General features: G+C 44.3%; 16 protein-coding genes, 1 other RNA gene and 2 pseudogenes. 10 read left to right on the forward strand and 9 right to left on the reverse strand.

What is annotated here, in order from left to right; genetic code table 11:
* The first annotated feature begins 40 nt into the window (after positions 1-40).
* From MADE_RS08870 to MADE_RS08885, 4 genes are all read left to right on the forward strand, one after another.
* The gene (locus MADE_RS08870; RefSeq protein WP_023559659.1) at positions 41-355 is read left to right on the forward strand and encodes a hypothetical protein; all 315 of its coding nucleotides are present in this window, start codon (positions 41-43) and stop codon (positions 353-355) included.
* A gap of 16 nt (positions 356-371) precedes the next feature.
* Complete coding sequence (locus MADE_RS08875; RefSeq protein ID WP_012518291.1) at positions 372-743, forward strand: GGDEF domain-containing protein; 372 nt, start codon at positions 372-374, stop codon at positions 741-743.
* 241 nt (positions 744-984) lie between these two features.
* Positions 985-1743 carry a hypothetical protein gene (locus tag MADE_RS08880; protein ID WP_012518292.1) on the forward strand — a complete coding sequence of 253 codons (759 nt, stop codon included), beginning with the start codon at positions 985-987 and terminating at the stop codon, positions 1741-1743.
* 63 nt (positions 1744-1806) lie between these two features.
* Positions 1807-2649, forward strand: a complete 843-nt coding sequence (locus tag MADE_RS08885) for a DUF3307 domain-containing protein (RefSeq protein ID WP_012518293.1) — start codon at positions 1807-1809, stop codon at positions 2647-2649.
* A gap of 79 nt (positions 2650-2728) precedes the next feature.
* Here the strand turns inward: MADE_RS08885 and MADE_RS21185 are convergent, their stop codons facing one another.
* Both MADE_RS21185 and MADE_RS21190 read right to left on the reverse strand, forming a co-directional pair.
* The gene (locus MADE_RS21185; RefSeq protein ID WP_417871240.1) at positions 2729-2977 is read right to left on the reverse strand and encodes a DUF4437 domain-containing protein; all 249 of its coding nucleotides are present in this window, start codon (positions 2975-2977) and stop codon (positions 2729-2731) included.
* Positions 2953-3088: pseudogene (locus tag MADE_RS21190) on the reverse strand (DUF4437 domain-containing protein); the annotation flags it as partial. The pseudogene MADE_RS21190 and the gene MADE_RS21185, both read right to left, overlap by 25 nt.
* 255 nt (positions 3089-3343) lie before the next feature.
* Here MADE_RS21190 and MADE_RS08895 point away from each other — a divergent pair.
* Positions 3344-4029, forward strand: a pseudogene (locus MADE_RS08895) (LysR family transcriptional regulator).
* Between the two features lie 253 nt (positions 4030-4282).
* The gene (locus MADE_RS08900; RefSeq protein WP_012518297.1) at positions 4283-5509 is read left to right on the forward strand and encodes a hypothetical protein; all 1227 of its coding nucleotides are present in this window, start codon (positions 4283-4285) and stop codon (positions 5507-5509) included.
* Between the two features lie 86 nt (positions 5510-5595).
* Here the strand turns inward: MADE_RS08900 and MADE_RS08905 are convergent, their stop codons facing one another.
* From MADE_RS08905 to ssrA, 4 genes are all read right to left on the reverse strand, one after another.
* Positions 5596-6906, reverse strand: a complete 1311-nt coding sequence (locus MADE_RS08905; RefSeq protein WP_012518298.1) for a DUF3526 domain-containing protein — start codon at positions 6904-6906, stop codon at positions 5596-5598.
* A complete protein-coding gene (locus tag MADE_RS08910; RefSeq protein WP_012518299.1) occupies positions 6903-8345 on the reverse strand; it encodes an ABC transporter permease in 1443 nt (480 codons plus the stop codon). Before MADE_RS08910 ends, MADE_RS08905 begins: the two co-directional genes overlap by 4 nt.
* Positions 8342-9064 carry an ABC transporter ATP-binding protein gene (locus tag MADE_RS08915; RefSeq protein WP_012518300.1) on the reverse strand — a complete coding sequence of 241 codons (723 nt, stop codon included), beginning with the start codon at positions 9062-9064 and terminating at the stop codon, positions 8342-8344. Before MADE_RS08915 ends, MADE_RS08910 begins: the two co-directional genes overlap by 4 nt.
* 167 nt (positions 9065-9231) lie before the next feature.
* Positions 9232-9591: a transfer-messenger RNA gene (gene ssrA, locus MADE_RS20205) on the reverse strand.
* Positions 9592-9976: 385 nt separating this feature from the next.
* Between ssrA and MADE_RS08920 the strand changes: the two genes are divergently transcribed.
* Positions 9977-11200: an NADH:flavin oxidoreductase/NADH oxidase family protein gene (locus MADE_RS08920; RefSeq protein WP_015067082.1), complete on the forward strand. Its 1224-nt coding sequence runs from the start codon at positions 9977-9979 to the stop codon at positions 11198-11200.
* Between the two features lie 102 nt (positions 11201-11302).
* Here MADE_RS08920 and smpB read toward each other — a convergent pair whose 3' ends face one another.
* Positions 11303-11782, reverse strand: coding sequence for an SsrA-binding protein SmpB (gene smpB / locus MADE_RS08925; RefSeq protein ID WP_012518302.1), 480 nt, complete (start codon positions 11780-11782; stop codon positions 11303-11305).
* Positions 11783-11927: 145 nt separating this feature from the next.
* Here smpB and MADE_RS08930 point away from each other — a divergent pair, with 145 nt between their 5' ends.
* A complete protein-coding gene (locus MADE_RS08930; RefSeq protein WP_012518303.1) occupies positions 11928-12359 on the forward strand; it encodes a type II toxin-antitoxin system RatA family toxin in 432 nt (143 codons plus the stop codon).
* On the forward strand, positions 12356-12703 hold the full coding sequence (locus MADE_RS08935) for an RnfH family protein (protein WP_012518304.1): 348 nt from the start codon (positions 12356-12358) through the stop codon (positions 12701-12703). The genes MADE_RS08930 and MADE_RS08935 overlap by 4 nt, the downstream gene beginning before the upstream one ends.
* Before the next feature lie 72 nt (positions 12704-12775).
* Here MADE_RS08935 and MADE_RS08940 read toward each other — a convergent pair whose 3' ends face one another.
* Together MADE_RS08940 and MADE_RS08945 are read right to left on the reverse strand one after the other, a co-directional pair.
* Positions 12776-13252: a MarR family winged helix-turn-helix transcriptional regulator gene (locus MADE_RS08940; RefSeq protein ID WP_012518305.1), complete on the reverse strand. Its 477-nt coding sequence runs from the start codon at positions 13250-13252 to the stop codon at positions 12776-12778.
* A gap of 32 nt (positions 13253-13284) precedes the next feature.
* Positions 13285-15255, reverse strand: coding sequence for a BCCT family transporter (locus MADE_RS08945; RefSeq protein ID WP_012518306.1), 1971 nt, complete (start codon positions 15253-15255; stop codon positions 13285-13287).
* Positions 15256-15578: 323 nt separating this feature from the next.
* On the opposite strand from MADE_RS08945, the gene MADE_RS08950 reads away from it, so the two are divergent.
* Positions 15579-18290, forward strand: a complete 2712-nt coding sequence (locus tag MADE_RS08950) for a TonB-dependent receptor (RefSeq protein WP_023559660.1) — start codon at positions 15579-15581, stop codon at positions 18288-18290.
* The last annotated feature ends 161 nt before the right edge of the window (positions 18291-18451 follow it).

The following is an 18451-nucleotide window of genomic DNA, read 5'->3' on the forward strand; positions in this document are numbered from 1 at the left end:
GGAAATCGGCATATTAAGTGCTACATTTAAAGAGTATCGAATGTCGAGAACTGTTTCGAATAAAAAAGAAGCCCTTTCAATTTTGCGTCAAATGCCATCGAGTATTTTGTTTAAAAGTACTGATAGCAATAAGGTATACGCGAGCGAATACTTTGAAAAAGATTTTGGAATAATCGAGCCAAGTGGTATTACAAGCAGCTCTCTTACGTTTTACGACCCGTACTCAAAGAAAGAGATGCTTGGTCGTGCTGACCCTTTTCTTCTTGTAGAGTCTGGGGAACAGCTTGCCAAGCAGTGCCGGCTTCAGACTCAATCACGTACGATGAATTGCTATATTGAAGGGGGAATGGTTTAACGATTGTTACGGTCACGTGGCGGGGGACGCTGTACTTAAAAGCGTTGCCGAAACCTTGTCAAATAGCTGTTTAGGAAGTGACGATTTAATTGCAAGGTATGGAGGAGAAGAGTTCGCAGTCATCCTTCCAGGTACAACTTCTGATTCACTTGCGACAATAGCCGCGAGAATACTTCGAAACGTAACCTATTTATCGATAGCACATGAAAAATCTCAATGTTCAAAAACGCTCACCGTGAGTATTGGTATGGTTTGCCTTGATTGGAGCGAAACCGAGCCTGAATCTATGCGAGGGGAGACCAAACTAAGCGCGACCTCCTTTCTTGAAAAAGCAGATGCGGCGCTATATCGGGCTAAGAACGCCGGCAGGAACTGCGCTAAATTTTAGCCTTCGAGGCACTCAATGAAGCATTCAGTAAGGTTAACAAACCTTAAGCACTCACCCTCCAATATGAGTTTTCTTTATCAGCGCGTTAAGTTACACCACTTTAAATAGTCACATGTTATTTTGTGATTAAAAGTAATCACATTTTAATATGTGATTGTTTTTGTATTTTATGGGTTGTTGTGTATAGTAAAGCGTTAGACCCATTGAAAAATGATGGTGACATTAAGAACGGGAGCCGCTCATGGTACAGTCAGGTAAGCACACTAAATCGGGAAGTAGTGACACACGTCAAGACGCTGCTAAGCGGTTAAATGACGTGCAGCTGAACGATAAAAGTGACCACAAAGCAGGTGTGCTTACTGGCGATATATCCCAGTCTCAATCATTTTCTGATGACGATTTTACTTCTATTCTAGCCACCCTCAAGGCGCTACTCTCAAAATACGCTGACCAATACAGCGGAGACTTTGATGTTTACAGAGGGGACGCGTTTCAGTTAGTCGTTAAGCAGCCTGAGCACATTATGCTGATTGCTATTGGGCTACGGCTAGCGCTAAAAGCCCTAAACCCGAGCGTAGATGTTCGAATTAGTGCTGCCGTGGGGGACGCACAGTTTCGCGCAAAAGAGGTGAAAACGGGAACGGGGGAAGCCTTTGTGTTGTCAGGCAGAGGGCTTGACGATATTAAGCCTTACCACCTCGCTTTTCATACGAGCCATCAAGCGCTTGAAAACAGTACACAGTTAATCACGCGTTTCGCTGATGCTCACCTTACAGGGCTAACGCCTACCCAATCTCAAACCTTATTGGCCTATATCGAAGCGTCAGACAAAAGCCATGAAAACGTGGCTGCCATATTGAATAAAAATAGAAGCAATGTGAGTAGAATTCTAAATGCCAGTAATTACAAACTGGTAGCAGAATACCTAAGCTACATGGAGCAGGAAATTAACGTGTGGAAACTTGGCCACCGGCCATTGAGTAACGCGCCTGTAAAATAATAACGCGGTCATTACGCCTTGGGTGTAAACATATTAAAAGCGAGCTTGTGAAAGGAGCGAGAAATGCTAGCTGATAACCTAGATACCAGCATGGTGACGACTATAGAGCAGCCCGAATTGCTGGTGGGGCTATTATTGGCACATATCCTTGCTGACTTTTATTTTCAGCCCTTTGCATGGGTAAAGCAAAGAAATGAACGCCATGCTTTAGCGTTACCTCTATACATACACACCCTTATACACGGCGTTTTTGCTGGAGCTGTACTGCTACTGTTATCTGAAAATATAAGCTTAACCACAATAGGTGTTGGCGCTATTATTATCGCGGTATCACATTTTAAAATTGATGTTATCAAATCGTATTGTGTGCAAAGCACGACAGCGTTTGTTATTGACCAAATAGCGCATGTGGTCGTTCTTTTAGGCGTATTTTTATACGCTACCGATCAGTGGCAGTATGTTCTTAGTGCGTTAAGGCAGCTTAGCGCTGGCGACTTGGTGATAACGTTGGCGTATCTGGCTGTACTTAAACCCAGCTCCATCGTTATTAAACAGCTGTTATCGCCGTGGAGTAGTGAAGTATTATCGAGCAACACACAAACCACTCACCCCAACGACCCGCCAACCATTAGCACCGAAGCGCAGCAAACCCTGTCTTTAGCTGGGCAGCGCATAGGGTATCTAGAAAGGGTATTAATGCTGACTTTTGTATTATTAAACCAGTTTTCCGCAATTGGATTCCTTATTGCTGCGAAATCTATTTTCCGCTTTGGCGATCTCACTAAACACCAAGACAGAAAGCTCACTGAATACGTGCTGCTAGGCACCTTTACTAGCGTAGCAATGACCCTTGTTATAGGTTTACTATGCGCTGCCGCATTAGGGCGATTACCCATTAAACCCTGAAAAGCATTAATTCGTTTATAAAAGCTATGTTACGAACCATGCTGTTTGATGAATCGAATAATGGGTATTTCAAACGCTATTATCTACTCACTAAGTCGTTAACCTGGTACTTAGACGACGCTCTAACGTAAACAATAGTCTCATCGTCGCTTATATTGCGAAGGCGGTGCTTAGCCGGTGTAGAAGACGCAACATAGCTGCCTGCGTTAAGCGTTCGCGCATTGGATTTATTCTCGTCTATGTAACTCAAACTACCTTGAATAACTACGGCTTTAAACTCATCACCGCTGGATGTTATCGAACCTTCAATGCCTTTGTTAAAGCGCACCAGCATACCGGTGGCGGTGTCTTTTGTTCTATCTCCCCACAAATCAGCTGCGCCAGGGCTTTTATCGCCTCGAGCAGGGTTTAAATAACCCCAGTTAATATCTTCTGCCGTAGTTACTTTTGTTTCAGCCTGCACGCTGGGCGCAATGTAAACACTTGCGCTAACCAGTAGCGAAGCTATCGTTAATTTAGCGAGTTTCAGGTGTTTCATACAATCTCCAATTCGTTGGTTGTCGGCGTCGCTTATTTGATAGTTTCAGTTTATTCGTTAGAAAAAGGATAATAAACGACCAAACGCGCGAAAGACTGTCCCGAAAACAAGGATAGTAAAAATGATACACACTAATTCAGAGCGCTCGAGTAAAGTATGAAAACAGAAGACTTACAGGTTTTTATAAAAGTCGCAGAAGTAAATTCTATTACCCTTGCGGCCAAGAAGCTTGATTTAAGTTCATCTGCAACAAGCGTGGCCATTAAGCGAATTGAAGAGCAACTTGGTGTAGAGCTGATGTTGCGCTTCGCGCTATGACAAAGGAAGCGGTAAAAGAGTCGCAGATGTATGGGTTTAAAGTGTGTAACATTCCCCATGTTATTTGTGCGTCACCGCATTATTTAAGCGAAAACAAAGCGCCTGAGGAATTAAGTGACCTTGCCCATCATAATACGCTGCTTTATAAGTTATATGACCAAACGCACAATGCATGGGAGCTGACTAAAAACGGCGAAAAATTTCGAGTAAAAGTGCAAAGTAATCGCGCAGTAAACGATGGGGATATTGTTAGAAGGTGGTGTGTTGACGGGGCAGGTATTGCAAAAAAATCTGCTATTGATGTGGCCGAAGATTTGTTAAACGGAAAACTTAAGCGCGTGTTAACGCAGTATACGGTTCCGCTAACAGAAATGTGGCTAATGCTTCCCAGCCGCCATTTAATTACTCCAGCCGTCAGATTAGTTAGAGATGAATTGAAATTAGTTATAGAAGCGCGTCGGCAAAAACTAATTGAGAAAGGCTTACTTACTGAAAATGAATGGCCGAGTTTGAATAGCCTTTGATACCAGCTTAACTACACCCGAAACACTAAAATAGTGCTAAGTGGCTAAAATTCATACTTTTTGTGCTATTTCTAGATTGAATTTGAAGGCCGAATATTTTCTAATAGTGCTTGCAAAGGAATGCGACACATAAGTCTTATAATGCACAGTGCGGGATAGCGCTGCCACAGTATCACTTCGTCTACCTTCCTTTGTTTTCATAAAAAAGCTTCAGCACGAAATATTCTGCCCGAAGCGCAATAAGAGAAAAAACATGAAAGCAAAACTATTAGTTCCATCTTTAATTGCCGCCGCCCTTATCAGTGCTTGTGGAAGCACACCTCCCACACCTGAAGAGCGAGCGATGGCAAATCAAATGCAAAAAGCATTTCTCGCTAAGCTACAAGGCATGACAGTTCCAGCTGCTGCGCAGCAACAAGCCGCACCCGCCGCTAAACCGGAAGTATTGCTTAGTGCAGCCGAACTCGCTGAACAAAAGCAAAAAGTTGATGCAACAGGCGGCCCTGCTATTTTCTATCGCAAAAAAGATGGCATCATGATCGATGGGCAGATGTTTAACGATTTCGAAGGGCAAGTAGCGAACTTTGGTGGCAACCGATTTACTGGTGAATTTACCTACGCGGTTGAGAACTTCGACGGGTCTTTTACCCTTAAGTATCACAAAGCACATTCCTCGGAAGCGCCTATCAAGATTGGTACGGTGTGGAAGCGCGGTGGTCAATTTGAAGTGCGAACAGTAACTGGCAAAAAAGCGACGGGCAATAGTGTTATACCTACGTCAGATGGATTTATTGTAGGGCGTTCTGGTTCAGCTTTCCGTTACTTTATTGATGGGGATAGCGTTAAAAACATCACTCTGTTAGATAACTACCACATTGCCGAGCATCAAAAAGGCGACGCAGCATCTACCGGTTTTATCCTGCTAGAAAAAGACCCTCGTGATGAAAACGACAAAGTAGGAGGGTTGTTAAACTCGTTTAAAGAGTTAGGCAATACCTTTGGGCTTAATAAGTTCGATGATTATGTACTTGTAAGCATCGATGGCTATACCACGGTACCTATGGACGTGGGCTTAGGCGGTAAAAACATCGCAGAACACTCTAACTGTAAACGTCAAAATGCAGTGATGAATAAGTGTGAAAACGTTGAATTTAAAGAGTCACTTTATACTAAGTTAGGTTTGCCAAACTACAGTCATTATTATTGGTCAATCGACTGGGTTCAAACTCAGTCAGGTCCAATGGCAATTTACAGAACCTCGACCAAAGTTAAAATCGTAGATATCAACAACAAGCAAGTTCACACCGTGTTTTCACGTACACTAGGCGTTAACGACTTTGTTGTGATTGAAAATGCTGACGGAACAACCGGTATCCGAGCTCGCCTAGGCTTTAGTAAAGAAGAAGTAAAAGATATTGAGTCGTTCATCAGAAACAATACCACTGATATAGAGCCTATGCAGACCCTTCAATCGTCGTAGTATTAGCTTGATTTAGTTTTAACGCGAGAGAGGCTTACTGTTAGTAAGCCTCTTTTTTTTACCCGTTTTTACAGCCTAGTTCTTCATTAGTTTTCCTTGTTGCTTTCGCCTAACGTTCTCATGTTTGGTGTAAATTGTGGCAGTGCTTCAAAGCTCTCCTGAGAAAATTCAGGGTCTTTGAAAAGGTGGTAATAATAAAATTTTCGTAGCGCCTTATGAAAAACGCGTACATCATTTTCATAGCTCACCATCGCGCTTACGTTAGTATCAGCAGCGCTTGATAATAAACGCTGCGTAAGCAAGGAAGGAGAAAGCAAGGCTACGTAGCTTGCAATGGTGTCTTTTTGAAGCGTGGCAGTCTGATAAGCTTTCGACAAGTCACTGGCAGTTTGATCGCCCACCTGTTGGAACGCGTAGTACCATTTCCAGTTAAACGAGCTATCTCTTTCAGGGTCAAATATTGTGTAATCGGCCCACTGCGGATGAGTGGCTATGAATGCGCGCCACGTCTCTTCAACGGGCTTATCCCAGGCACTATTTACCGCTTCACGTTGGGTAAGCACAATATCGCCACCTTCAGGTGTTTCTACCACCGCATTAATTACCGTGTGTGCGGTCACGGGCACAATAACAGTGGTAACAAGCCAGACGCCTAGCATAATAGAGGCAAGATGCGTTGCACTGAAACTTGCAAAACGCTTTGCGGCGCCAATTACAAGAACAATGGCACTCCATATTGCAATGTTACCTATTACTATCGCGCAAACGGTTAAAATAGAGGGCAAAGATGCACCATTAATTAACCCGAACACAACAAACGGAATAAGCGTAACTAGGGCTAAAGGAACTAAGGTGACTATAACTCTTGCCGTCCATATCGCATGGGCGTTGCGTGCGGTTACATTAAGTAAATCAAAGCGGCGAGCTTCCCGCTCTTTTGCTTTTAAATCGTAGAGCAGCAATATGATAAATAATGGCAGCAATACACTGGTCACAAAGGCAAAATCAAAACGCCCTAAAAACGCCAGTTCTGGGTTATCTGCATCGGTTTCATAAATTTGCCCTTCTAATGCAAGCATGCGTATACGGTGCTTCCAAGGAAATACATCTCTTTCGCCTACGGCAGCAAAAGCCAGCGGGGAAGGGGGTGAATACGTTAAGTGAAACGTATAGTACGCAGCACTACCGTAATTCGACTGATGGGCGAGCGCGCTATCTCTCTCGGCTTGGTCTTTCTCTAACAGTCGTTCAATGGTGGCCTGTTGTTCCTGCATTTCTGCGAAGCCTGTCCACAATGACACCACACTTAAAAAGAAAACGACTAATAACGTAAGTTTTATTTGGCGGTGGCCGAAAATAAAACCCGCTTCACGTTTAAGATCGGTAAAACGCATCATGGGTTTAACCTCCTAACAGCCGCTTTTAAAAGCAAGGCGGTAATGCACACCCAAAACAGGAGTTGTAGGAAATAAACAAGCGCATGTGAAATGCGTGTATTTGCTGCCTCGGGCGTAAAGTTAAACTCTGATAACAACGCCCAGTTGTCTGCACCTACAACTGCTTTATCAGCGGCTTCTTCGCTTGCGTTGCGCTCCATATCCAGCTTGTAATCCAGCTTTTCAACATGCACTTTATTTAGCCCTTGAACAAACTCTAAACGCAGGGCCTCTGCTTCTCTTAAAAAGCGATGATGGGTTTCAAGGCTGGTACCCGCTAATATTGTAGAGATTGCGCGAACGGCGACGGTAGGGGATAGCCAACCAAACTGACGTGCGATATGTGCTTGTTCTAACTCTTCACCCATTCTGTTTTCGGCGAATTCATCAAGTACTTTTGCCTGTCGGCCTTCAGAAAATTGGGCAACAACTCCGCGGAAATTAACAGGAAGGTCGTCCACGGAATCTACATTGTATTTTGCTAATAAATCTTCTTTTAGCTTTTTAAATGCAGGGTCGTTAACGTCGTGACCGTCGCCCAAACTACGAAGCTTTTCTTCTACTTTAAAGTCCGCTTCAAGTTTGCCCATAGAGGGGGCTGCATTCGTTGCGACGCTGCTGCCTAAGCGAGGAAGTAACACACATGCGAACATCCAAATAACAATAAGCGCGGTGAAGCTAACGCTACTTTTCTCAAATAACGCTGAACACGCAGTTACAACGGTAGCCCATAGCAAGAAGTAAACGGCGTAACTTAAGCAAAATAGCAGCACCACAAGCGGGCTTTCGCTTGAAAAAGCGACATATAAGCAGGCTAGAAGCAGAGGGAGTAAGAACAAACCGCTAGCTGCAATTAGCGCTAATAGCTTACCTAAGATTAGCTGCCAGCGAGTCGTACCTTGTGACAACAACAACGTAAGTGTTCCGGCCTCGCGCTCTCGCGATACACTGCCGTAACCAATAAGAATAATAAACAGTGGTGCAAGCACTAACGCAAGAAAGCTAGGGGTTAAGCTACTAAAACGCGTAAGCCCAGCCGATTGCCGCTGCTGTGCAAACATGGCGCTATTTTGCCGATGGCCTTCTAGGAAAATAGCGTTACCTGTGTAGGTGTCGACGCCAGGCTCGATTACGCTTAATGGCGTAGGGGCACGAAAAACGTAATGACCGTAATGCACCATGCGGTGAGGGTGCTTATCAGGCTGCGCTTTAAAGCGCGCTTCTGCTTCAGTTTGAAGGTGCTCTCTAGCGTGAGCGGCCTCTTCAATATGAAATGCATTTACGACTAGGGCTGCAAGGGTCAGTATGGCCCCTAACAACAGTACCGTAGCGGCGACTTTTGTGCGCAGCCAATAGCGCCACTGATCTGCACAAATGGTTTTTGCTACACTAAATATCATGCTTTGCGCCCTGCAAATGCTGCGTGTACGGCTTCAGTATCAATGGGCATATCGCCAATGCGCTCGAAAGAACCAGTTAGTTTACCGTTGCTTAAAAGCACAATGCGGTGAGCGACTTGGCAAGCGCCGTATACGTCATGAGTAACCATAAAAATGGTAGCGCCGTTGGCCGCTAGCTCAGACACCAACGCATTAAACTCGTCAATAGCGGCAGGGTCTAACCCTGATGTAGGCTCATCTAAAAACAGCACGGGTGCATTGCGCAATAGGGCAAGCGCAATCGCGGTTTTCTGGCGCATACCTTTCGAGTAGTTCGATAACGCCTTATTCCATGAATCTTCTTGAAGAGCTACTTTGCGAAGTGCTGCAAAAATGTCTTCGTCTGATTTTTCTACACCAGCTACCGAAAGAAAGTAGCGGATATTTTCCAAGCCTGAAAGATGACCATAAAGAGTGACCGATTCTGGCAAGTAAGCGACAGATTTTTGAACATCGTTAGGGTGAGTAGTGGCGTTATGCCCTAACACAGTAGCGCTACCGCGAGATGCTTTCATCAAACCTAAAAAGGTTTTAAGTGTAGTAGATTTACCGGCACCATTTCCGCCTAAAAGCGCGAAAACTTCGCCCTTACCAACGTTGAAGTTTAGATTATCTAAAAGCGTGCGGTTTTCAACGCGCACGGTCAACGCATCTGCGCATATTACTGAATTTGTTTGCATTATTTGGAAAAGCCATACCTTAAACTTGTGTTGTAATGTTATATTATTACCATAAGTATGGGAATAGCTTTTATTTAGGTAGTGTGTGTTTTGTTTTAATTCGAAACAATTTACAAATTTCGGAAGCTGAAACGAACAAGGCTTGCCGAGTGGCAAGCCTTTGAAAGTGGTGGAGCTGGCGGGATTTGAACCCGCGTCCAGAAAATGTCTACCTTTGGTACTACATGCTTAGTTTGTCATTTATTTAACTGCTTGGAACTCCGACAAACAGGATTTCCTTGCAGCTGGCCTGATACTATTTCGCGGTTCACCCTCAGACAAGGTTCCCTCGCTATCCTACTTGGATGACCTTCCGAATCCCCGCTAGCAGGAAAAGACTAGGGTGGAAGGGCCTATACCGGTTATTAAGCGGCTAGTGCGTAAGTTTCGTCGTTTGCGACTATTTAAATGCGGCTTTTTTAAGAGGCCAACCGCTCCTCTGCATGCACCTCCGGCTTCCTAGATCCTGTCGAATCCTAATCAGCCCCGAGTGTGATTTTCAATAATAACACAAATGTCTCAGTGTTAAACGGTTTCTTTTTAAAATTGCTATAAATTTTAAGGGTTTGGCTATATTTCAAACAAAAAATATATCTAGCAATTCAACCGCTTACCGCCTCAAATTAAACGCAAGTTCGCGACTAGTGTTCACTTGGCTTACTATCGAATTGCTTTATATATAGGGGCGATGGCGTATTTTTCAAGGGGTGCAGTATGCAAACTGTATAAAAGGCAGGTGTGTAAGCTACAAGTTGTGCACTTGCTGTCGAAACTTTTAGCAAATTATTTAGGGCAAAAGTGCGTGTGCAAGGATGCAATTAGCGCTAATAACCATTAAAGTACGTGAGCATAAACAAAAGGCTAGTAGTGTAAATGTCTTCAGAATCCATATTGTATTCCCCCTATAATTTGCCATGCGGCGTAACGGTGCGTAACCGTCTTGTTAAAGCCGCTATGGAAGAAAACATGTCGAGTATGGGTAATTTACCCGGCGAGTCGCTCTACGCTTTGTATCGATATTGGGCTCACGGCAATTTGGGTATGGTGATCACTGGGAATGTGATGGTCGATAAGGCGGCGATGACAGGGCCGGGTGGCGTTGCACTTGAAAGCGAAACCGAACTTGCGCCATTTGAAAAGTGGGCAAAGATTATTAAGTCGAACGGCGCGCTTGCCGTAATGCAAATTAATCACCCAGGCCGGCAGGTATTTAAAGCGATGAAGGGAAAAGCGATAGCTCCTTCAGCGGTTCCGCTTGATATGGGTAAGCATTCGAAGCTCTTTGCTCAACCTCGCGAAATGACTTGCCAAGATATCCACGACGTGTGCAAACGCTTTGTACAAACCGCTAAGCAGGCCGAAAAAGCAGGGTTTGACGGTGTGGAAATTCACGCTGCTCACGGTTATTTACTTACTCAGTTTTTATCTCCGCTAACCAATCAGCGTCAAGACGAGTGGGGCGGTTCTATAATCAATCGCGCTCGTTTATTAATAAATATCGTCAGCCAAGTACGTGCAGTGTGTGCCAAAGATTTCATTGTAATGGTTAAGCTTAATTCTGCTGATTTTCAGAAGAACGGTTTTTCTTTTGATGATGCGTGTGAGGTGGTTAATCGCCTTGAAGCGCTTGGAGTGGATGTGGTTGAACTTTCTGGTGGTAGCTACGAAGCGCCAGCGATGCAAGGTCAAACCCGCGACGATACTACATTGGCACGAGAAGCCTATTTTCTTGAATTTGCGCATGCACTGGAAAGTAAAACCGACATTCCACTTATGACCACAGGTGGTATTAAGCGCGCTGAAGTTGCCGAGCGGGTAATTCAGCAAGGCTGCGAACTGGTAGGTTTAGCCAGTGCGCTCGCCATTACGCCTGATCTTGCAAAGAAATGGCAACAGGAATGGAGTTATTCAGGCATTATTCCCCATTGCGCTTGGAAAGATAAATCCCTTGCCAGTCTTGCCAATATGGCTATGGTGCGAAGACAGTTAAGGCGTTTAGGAAATAATTTAACAACGCTAAGAAACCCTTCTCCGCTGTGGAGCCTTATTCTAGATATGTTGCACCGCAAGAAAATGACAAAGCGAGATGTGAATTAATGCAACTTAAAGGCACACTCGGCTGTTAGTTGATTCGCTCCGCCAAAAAGAAAACCAAGGGCTTAGTGATTTATTTGCTACAGCGAATAGAAAAACACAGCGTTAAACGCTGTGTTTCATCATCCGTTCTTTTTGGCGCTGCCAGTCTTTGTCTTTTAAGGTGTCGCGCTTATCGTGGGCGTGCTTACCTTTAGCTAAGTGAATTTCTAGCTTTACCCAACATTTCTTCCAATACATGGAAGTAGCGACAATAGAGTAACCCTGGCGGTCTCGAGCACCCATTAAGCGATCTATTTCACGTTTCTTTAGCAGCAGTTTGCGGGCGCGCTCTGGTGCAGCAACCACGTGGGTTGAGGCCTGATTCAACGGACTAATTCTACAGCCCACTAAATACGCTTCGGCGTTTTGAATAATAATGTACGCGTCAGTGATATTAACTTTACCTGCGCGAATACTTTTAATTTCCCACCCCTGAAGCTCCAGACCTGCTTCGAACTTGTCTTCTAGAAAATAGTCGTGACGCGCCTTTTTATTTTGCGCGATATTTCCAGAGGTGTTTTTGTTGGCTTTGTTCTTTTTCATACTCGCTATTATACTGATTGTTCGGGGGAATGTCTTTAGTTGTCATTAATAACTCATATGGGGGCATTTGGTTCAAAACCGAATACAAGCGAAGCAATTTTTCTGTGATACAATGCGGCCAATAGTTTTAATAGTAGTGGAATCAATGCCAAGTATTCATAGAAGCGCGCTGGTAGCACATAGCGCAGAAGCCATGTTTAACTTAGTAAACGATGTAGCTTCTTACCCTGAGTTTTTACCAGGTTGTACCGATAGCAAAATTCTCGACACATCTACGCAAAGCATGAAGGCTTCTTTATTAGTGGCCAAGGCAGGTATAAAACAGTGGTTTACTACCCACAACGTGTTAGAGCCAGGCAAGAGCATTCAGATGCAACTTATCGATGGGCCGTTTCGCTCACTAACAGGTGGATGGACGTTCTCTGCGCTTTCTGAAGAGGCCTGCAAAATTGAACTTAATTTAGAGTTCGAATTCAGCAATAAGTTGGCTGAAATGGCGTTTGGAAAAGTGTTTAATAGCTTAGCCACAAGTATGGTTACTGCGTTCACTGAGCGTGCTAGGAGCGTTTACGCATGAGCAATAAACTCATTAATATTGAAGTTGCCTATGCATTGCCCACCAAGCAAGCCATTGTAGAAGTGGCTATTCACGAAAACGCGACGGTTGAAGAGGGGATTGCTGCTTCAAACATTACCGAGCAGTTTCCAGAAATTGATTTAAAGGCCGCTAAAGTTGGCATTTGGAGTCGCGTGGTTAAGCTTCGCGATACCCTGTCAGACGGCGATCGTATTGAAATTTATAGACCCCTTATTGCCGACCCGAAAGAGATACGCAAGCGCAGGGCTGAAAAAGCAAAGGAAGAGGGCAGGGCTGATAAGGTAACGGGCGGGAAAGTAAACCCGCTTAAGGCGAAGTCTTAATTGCTTTCTAATTAACAACAGAAATAAAAATGGCCTTCAAATTGAAGGCCATTTTGTTAAGAAGAATACTATTTAGCTTTTTTCTGAAATGCTGCCTAGTTCCAAGAAAGGTGAGGCGTCGATGTCTTCTGCATCCATCATGCTAGCGATACGCTGAACGGTTGCTACCATTTGGCTTTGTTCCCATTCTTTTAGCTGAGAAAAGCGCTCAACGAAATGCTCTTGTAACGGACGAGGTGCATCCACTACCGCTTCCTTACCGCGTTCGGTTAAGAAAACGCCGACCTTTCTTTTGTCTTGCGTACTTCTAATGCGAGTCGCTAAGTCCCGTGATTCTAGCCTATCCAGAATATTGGTAATGGTTGCAGGGCTTAAGTTAATATTCTCTGCAATTTCGCGCACCATAATACCAGGGCGCTCTTCGATGTTCTGCATAACCAATAGCTGCGGGCCTGTTAGCCCCACGTGTTTGCTTAGCTGCTTGCTGCGTAGGTCTACAGCGCGAATTACGCGCCGTAGTGCCACTAATAGTTCTTCTTCTTTTCGCATGTTACTTCCAACAAATGCGCAACCCTTTAGGGTTACTTAAGCAAATGAATAAAATGTTGGTGTTTATGATAGTGATCGATCACGTCATTAATAACCGAAATTTTCGACCAGCCCATAATGTCATAGTTTTGACCACCTTCACTTAGGTGTACTTCGGCGCGATAGTACGTGGCCTTTTCGTTTTCGTCCAGTCTTGGTGTGTCAGTTGGACCAAATTCAGGCTGTTCTGTCGACGTTGGATACACCGCATAAACGAATTCCGGGTCTCCTCCTAATTCCACTGTTAAGGTAAGAGCTTCCTCGGTATCCTCAATTCTTACATCGAATTGCTGTTCTTTAAACTCTTCACCAACTTCAGTCATGGCAGGTTTAACCACCTTGTTGATGTAGCGTCTTACCGCTTTCTCATCTGGGAAGGTAACAATGTTTTCTAATCGTTCTTTCCAGTTTTTGTCAGAGTCACTATGCTGTGGCGAGCCTGCCAGCACCATTAAGCTTTCTCGCTTATAAGATTCTATACGCAGTGCTTTCAATAGCCCGGATATGGCAATAAGCAAGACAATAGCAAATGGCAGTGCAGCGGCAATAGTCATGGTTTGAAGTGCACCTAATCCGCCAGCATATAGAAGTATAGAACTCACAATACCTACACCAACTGCCCAGTAAACACGTTGCCATAGTGGGGTGTTGTTTTCACCGTGTGAACACAGCATGTCGACTACCATTGCGCCTGAATCACACGAGGTTACAAAGAATATAATCACCATAAGTACGGCGATAAAGCTCAGTACTGAAGAAAAAGGAAACTGTTCTAAAAATACAAATAGTGCGACGGAGGTATCGTCGTTAACCATTTGAGCAAGTACATCTTTTCCTTGTACCAAAACTTGGTCGATAGCACCGTTACCGAATATGGTCATCCAAAATAGGGTAAACGCTGAAGGGATAAGTAGTACACCGATAACGAATTCGCGAATAGTACGGCCGAATGAAATACGCGCTATAAACAGGCCTACGAAAGGCGCCCATGCTAACCACCAGCCCCAGTAAAAGATGGTCCAGCCACCAATCCAGTCAGTTTTCTCATAGGTGTATAAGTTAAAAGTGTTTCTCACAATGTCAGACAGGTATGCGCCAGTATTTTGCATAAAGGCCTGTAGCAAAAATACCGTTGGACCTAAAAACAACACGATTAACAGTAGGATAATAGCCAGCACCATGTTGGTTTCTGAAAGGCGACGAATACCTTTGTCCAGTCCAGTGGTAACTGAAATTACTGCTAAGCCAACCACACCGGCCATAATGGCAATTTGAACGCCTGTATTAGAAGGCAAACCAAACAAATAGTTAAAGCCAGCATTAACTTGCGATGCGCCAAAACCAAGAGACGTTGAAATACCAAATACCGTCGAAGTAACGGCAAATATATCAACCACATGGCCTGGCCAACCGTAAATCCGGTCGCCGATAAGTGGGTACAGCGCAGAACGAAGCGTTAGAGGTAAGTTCTGTCGGTAGGCAAAGTAGCCGAGTATAAGCGCTACCACTGCATAAATAGCCCAAGCGTGAATACCCCAATGGAAAAAGGTGGTTTTCATGGCTTCTCGTACGGCGTCTATACTTTCTGCCTGTGCAGTGGGCGGGGCCATAAAGTGCATTAATGGTTCAGCTACACCAAAGAACATGAGTCCGATACCCATACCTGCAGCAAACAGCATACTAAGCCAAGTGCCAAAGCTAAATTCTGGCGTAGCGTGGTCAGGGCCCAGTTTAATTTCCCCGTAGCGAGACATCCCTAAATACACTACTGCGAGAACAATAATCGTAACCGTTAATACGTAAAACCAACTACCGTTAGATACGATTACATCCTGCAATTTTTGGAAGATACTGTCTGCTAGTTCAGGCGTACCAGCAGCGAAAATCAGTAAACAGATTATTAAGGCAGACGATGTTAAAAACACCGGCTTGTTGAGTGGAGATTTATTTTCTGTCTCAGTCACGCAGTAATTTCCTTTCACCTTTGTTTGAATTTAGGTTAATACGTTGAAATATACAGCATGGAGCACTTTTTATAAACATCAGATGAAATAATTCGATTTGTATGCATTTGTACTGCACTTATCCATCAAACTTAATTTTGGGTGAAGAAAATGCCTTGTTAATTAGACTTTGGGTTATGTTTTCGCAACTTTAGGTTAATTATTAATCGTTAGAGTAGAAATTAAAATTAGTTGGTGTATTGTAATATATGATCTTTTTGATATGTGTATTAACTAAACACAATCCGAAGAAATAAGAAAACAACTGAAGGAAACACACACAAATGCGAAAAACTCAGCTTAGCTGTGCAATTGTCGCTGCACTGGCATCCACCTCTCTGGCGGCGCAGGATACGGGCGCGCCCGCTAAACTTGAAACCATTGAAGTTACCGCCACAAAACGAAGTGAATCAATTCAAGACGTACCTGTTGCGGTTTCTGCACTTGACGGAAAAGCGCTAGAAAATCTTGGTATTGATAACTTCCAAGACTACGTAGAGTTTTTACCTAACGTTGTATTCCAGGGGACGGGCCCAGGCCAAAACGAAATTTACATTCGCGGCGCTGCTACCACCCAATCAAGTATTACCCTTTCATCGGTTCAAGCGCTTCAGCCGTCTGTCGCTTTCTATCTTGATGAAATGCCTGTTTCCATGGCCGGTCGAAACTTAGATATTTTCGCTACCGATGTAGAGCGTGTAGAAGTACTCCCCGGGCCACAAGGTACGTTATTCGGCGCCAGCTCACAGGCAGGTACTGTTCGACTTATTACCAATAAACCCGACCATTCTGGTTTCGCCGCTGGTTTTGATACCAGTATTTCCACCACCAAAGGCGGAGATATGAGCAATACGGTTGAAGCGTACTTTAACGTTACGCCAACCGACAACTTAGCCCTTCGTGTTGCTGCGTATAACGAAAGCCAAGGTGGTTGGATAGACAATATCGAAAACGATCCTAACAACGGTGGCTACATTGGAAGTGCCGTGGTTATCGACCGTATATCAGGTGGTGCGCTTCAGGCTCAAGGTATAGACCCAGCCGATATGGATGCACGTCGTGAAATTAACGGCTTTAATCGAAGCGAAGCTGCGGTAGTAACGCCAAGAAACAGTGAGCATGTAGAAGATAACTTTAACGATGCGGTTTATTCAGGTGCGCGTTTCGGCTTGTCTTACATTATCAATGAAGATTGGGATTTGTTGGTTCAGCACACCGAGCAAACGCTCGACACCGAAGGTGTATTTGCATACGACCCAACGGTAGAGGGTGAAAGCTCTGCAATTCGCTTTCAAAGCGATGAAAATTCTGATGAATTCGGTTTAACAACGTGGACGCTGAACGGCCGCCTTGAAAAACTCGATGTGGTTTACACCGGCGGTTACTTAGATCGCGAAATTGACACCCTTACCGACTACACGGGTTACACAAACGGTGGTTTGTTTTCGGCATATTACGTGTGTACGCATTATGAAACACCAGATAATCCAGATGACGCACGTTGTCTTGACCCAAGCAAGTATTACAAAGAAGACACCACAAGCACTCGTTTAACCCACGAGCTTCGCTTCAGCACAACCATGGATACACCATGGCAGTTAACCGCAGGTGTGTTCTACGATGAACAAGAAGTGGGTTCAGTAGGTCAGTTCAAAATTGCTAGCCCCGAGATTTTCGAGAACTTAGCAAGTTCGTGGAACGCGCTTGCAGGCGATCGCGGTATTAACAGCGACGGCGGTCCTTTCTCGCCAGAAATCAGTTTTGTTAACGACGTTACCCATACTATTGAGCAAATCGCAGTATTTGGTCAATTGGGTTATGAAATTACCGACACAGTAACGGCTACCGTTGGTGCTCGCTGGTATCAGATTGATGATATTTACCGTGGTGCAACGTCTACCCGTGACGTAACAAGTCGTTTAGAAGCCTATGGTCAAGGCGTTTTGGACCCAGCAGTTTACGATGACCTAGGCCTTGACGGTCAAGGTGTTGTAGACGCAATTCAAGACGGTTCTTTAGATATTGGCTTGTTGGGTGACGACGGTGTGTTAACCGTAGACGACACTATCTTTAAATTTGGTCTAGATTGGAAAGTAAACGAAAACGTATTGTTATTCGCAAACTATTCAGAAGGTTTCCGACCACCGGTAACCAACCGTTTAGGTGGTGACGCAGCAGCGAATAACACGGGCGCGTTTGCAGATTTCCGCGTGCCGGTTTATTCAACCACAGATACCCTTGATAACTATGAAATTGGCCTTAAAGGTGATTTCTTAGACGGTATCTTGCGTGTCAACGCAACCGGTTATTACTCAGAAATTTCAGACTTGCAGACCTCTCGCTTCGACCCTACCAACATCAGCTTCTTGGTATTTACCGATAACGTAGGAGATGCAGAAGTTAAAGGTATTGATGCAGATATAACGTGGTTGGCCTCTGATAACCTTATTATTAACGCAGCGTTCAGCGTGTTAGATACTGAACTAGTCAGTATCAACTCTGAACTTGAAGGCATTGCAGCAGGGGTTGGGAGCAAATTACCGTACTCTGCAGATTTCTCTGGAAACATTAGTGCTCGTTACTTCTTTGAGCTAGATGGCGGTAAAGAAGGTTTCGTTAATGCATCACTTACGTACACTGGCGATCGCCTTGCTGGCATGGTCATGAATGCCTACGCCATGGAAGATGCCACGCGCTTGATTTACGGTACAGGTTCTGGATTGAAGATTGAAGACGAAGGTGAAGTGTTTAACGGTGCGACCTACCCAGGCGCAGACGGTGAAACCATTCGCGGTGGTCGTTATATCCAAGAAAGTTACGTAATTGGTAACGTTTCAGTGGGTATGTCGTATGAAAGCTGGAAAGTTGAAGCGTTTATCGACAATGTTTTCGACAAGTCGGCTATCTTAAATATCGATACCCAGCAGTACACGCCTAAAGTCGTGACGAATCGTCCACGTACTATCGGCTTACGCTTCTCTTACGATTATTATTAATAGTAAGCTATGATTAATAGTATAAATTAATCATGTAAAAGCGTTTAAACGGCAGACTTTACGTCTGCCGTTTTCATTACTAATGCTTGAAGAATTAGGTACTATTAATTTCATCGAATTAACAGCACTGCAAACAGGCGCTACTAAGAATTATAACGAAG

The organism is Alteromonas mediterranea DE (assembly GCF_000020585.3).
In the GTDB taxonomy this organism is placed as follows: Bacteria; Pseudomonadota; Gammaproteobacteria; order Enterobacterales; family Alteromonadaceae; genus Alteromonas; species Alteromonas mediterranea.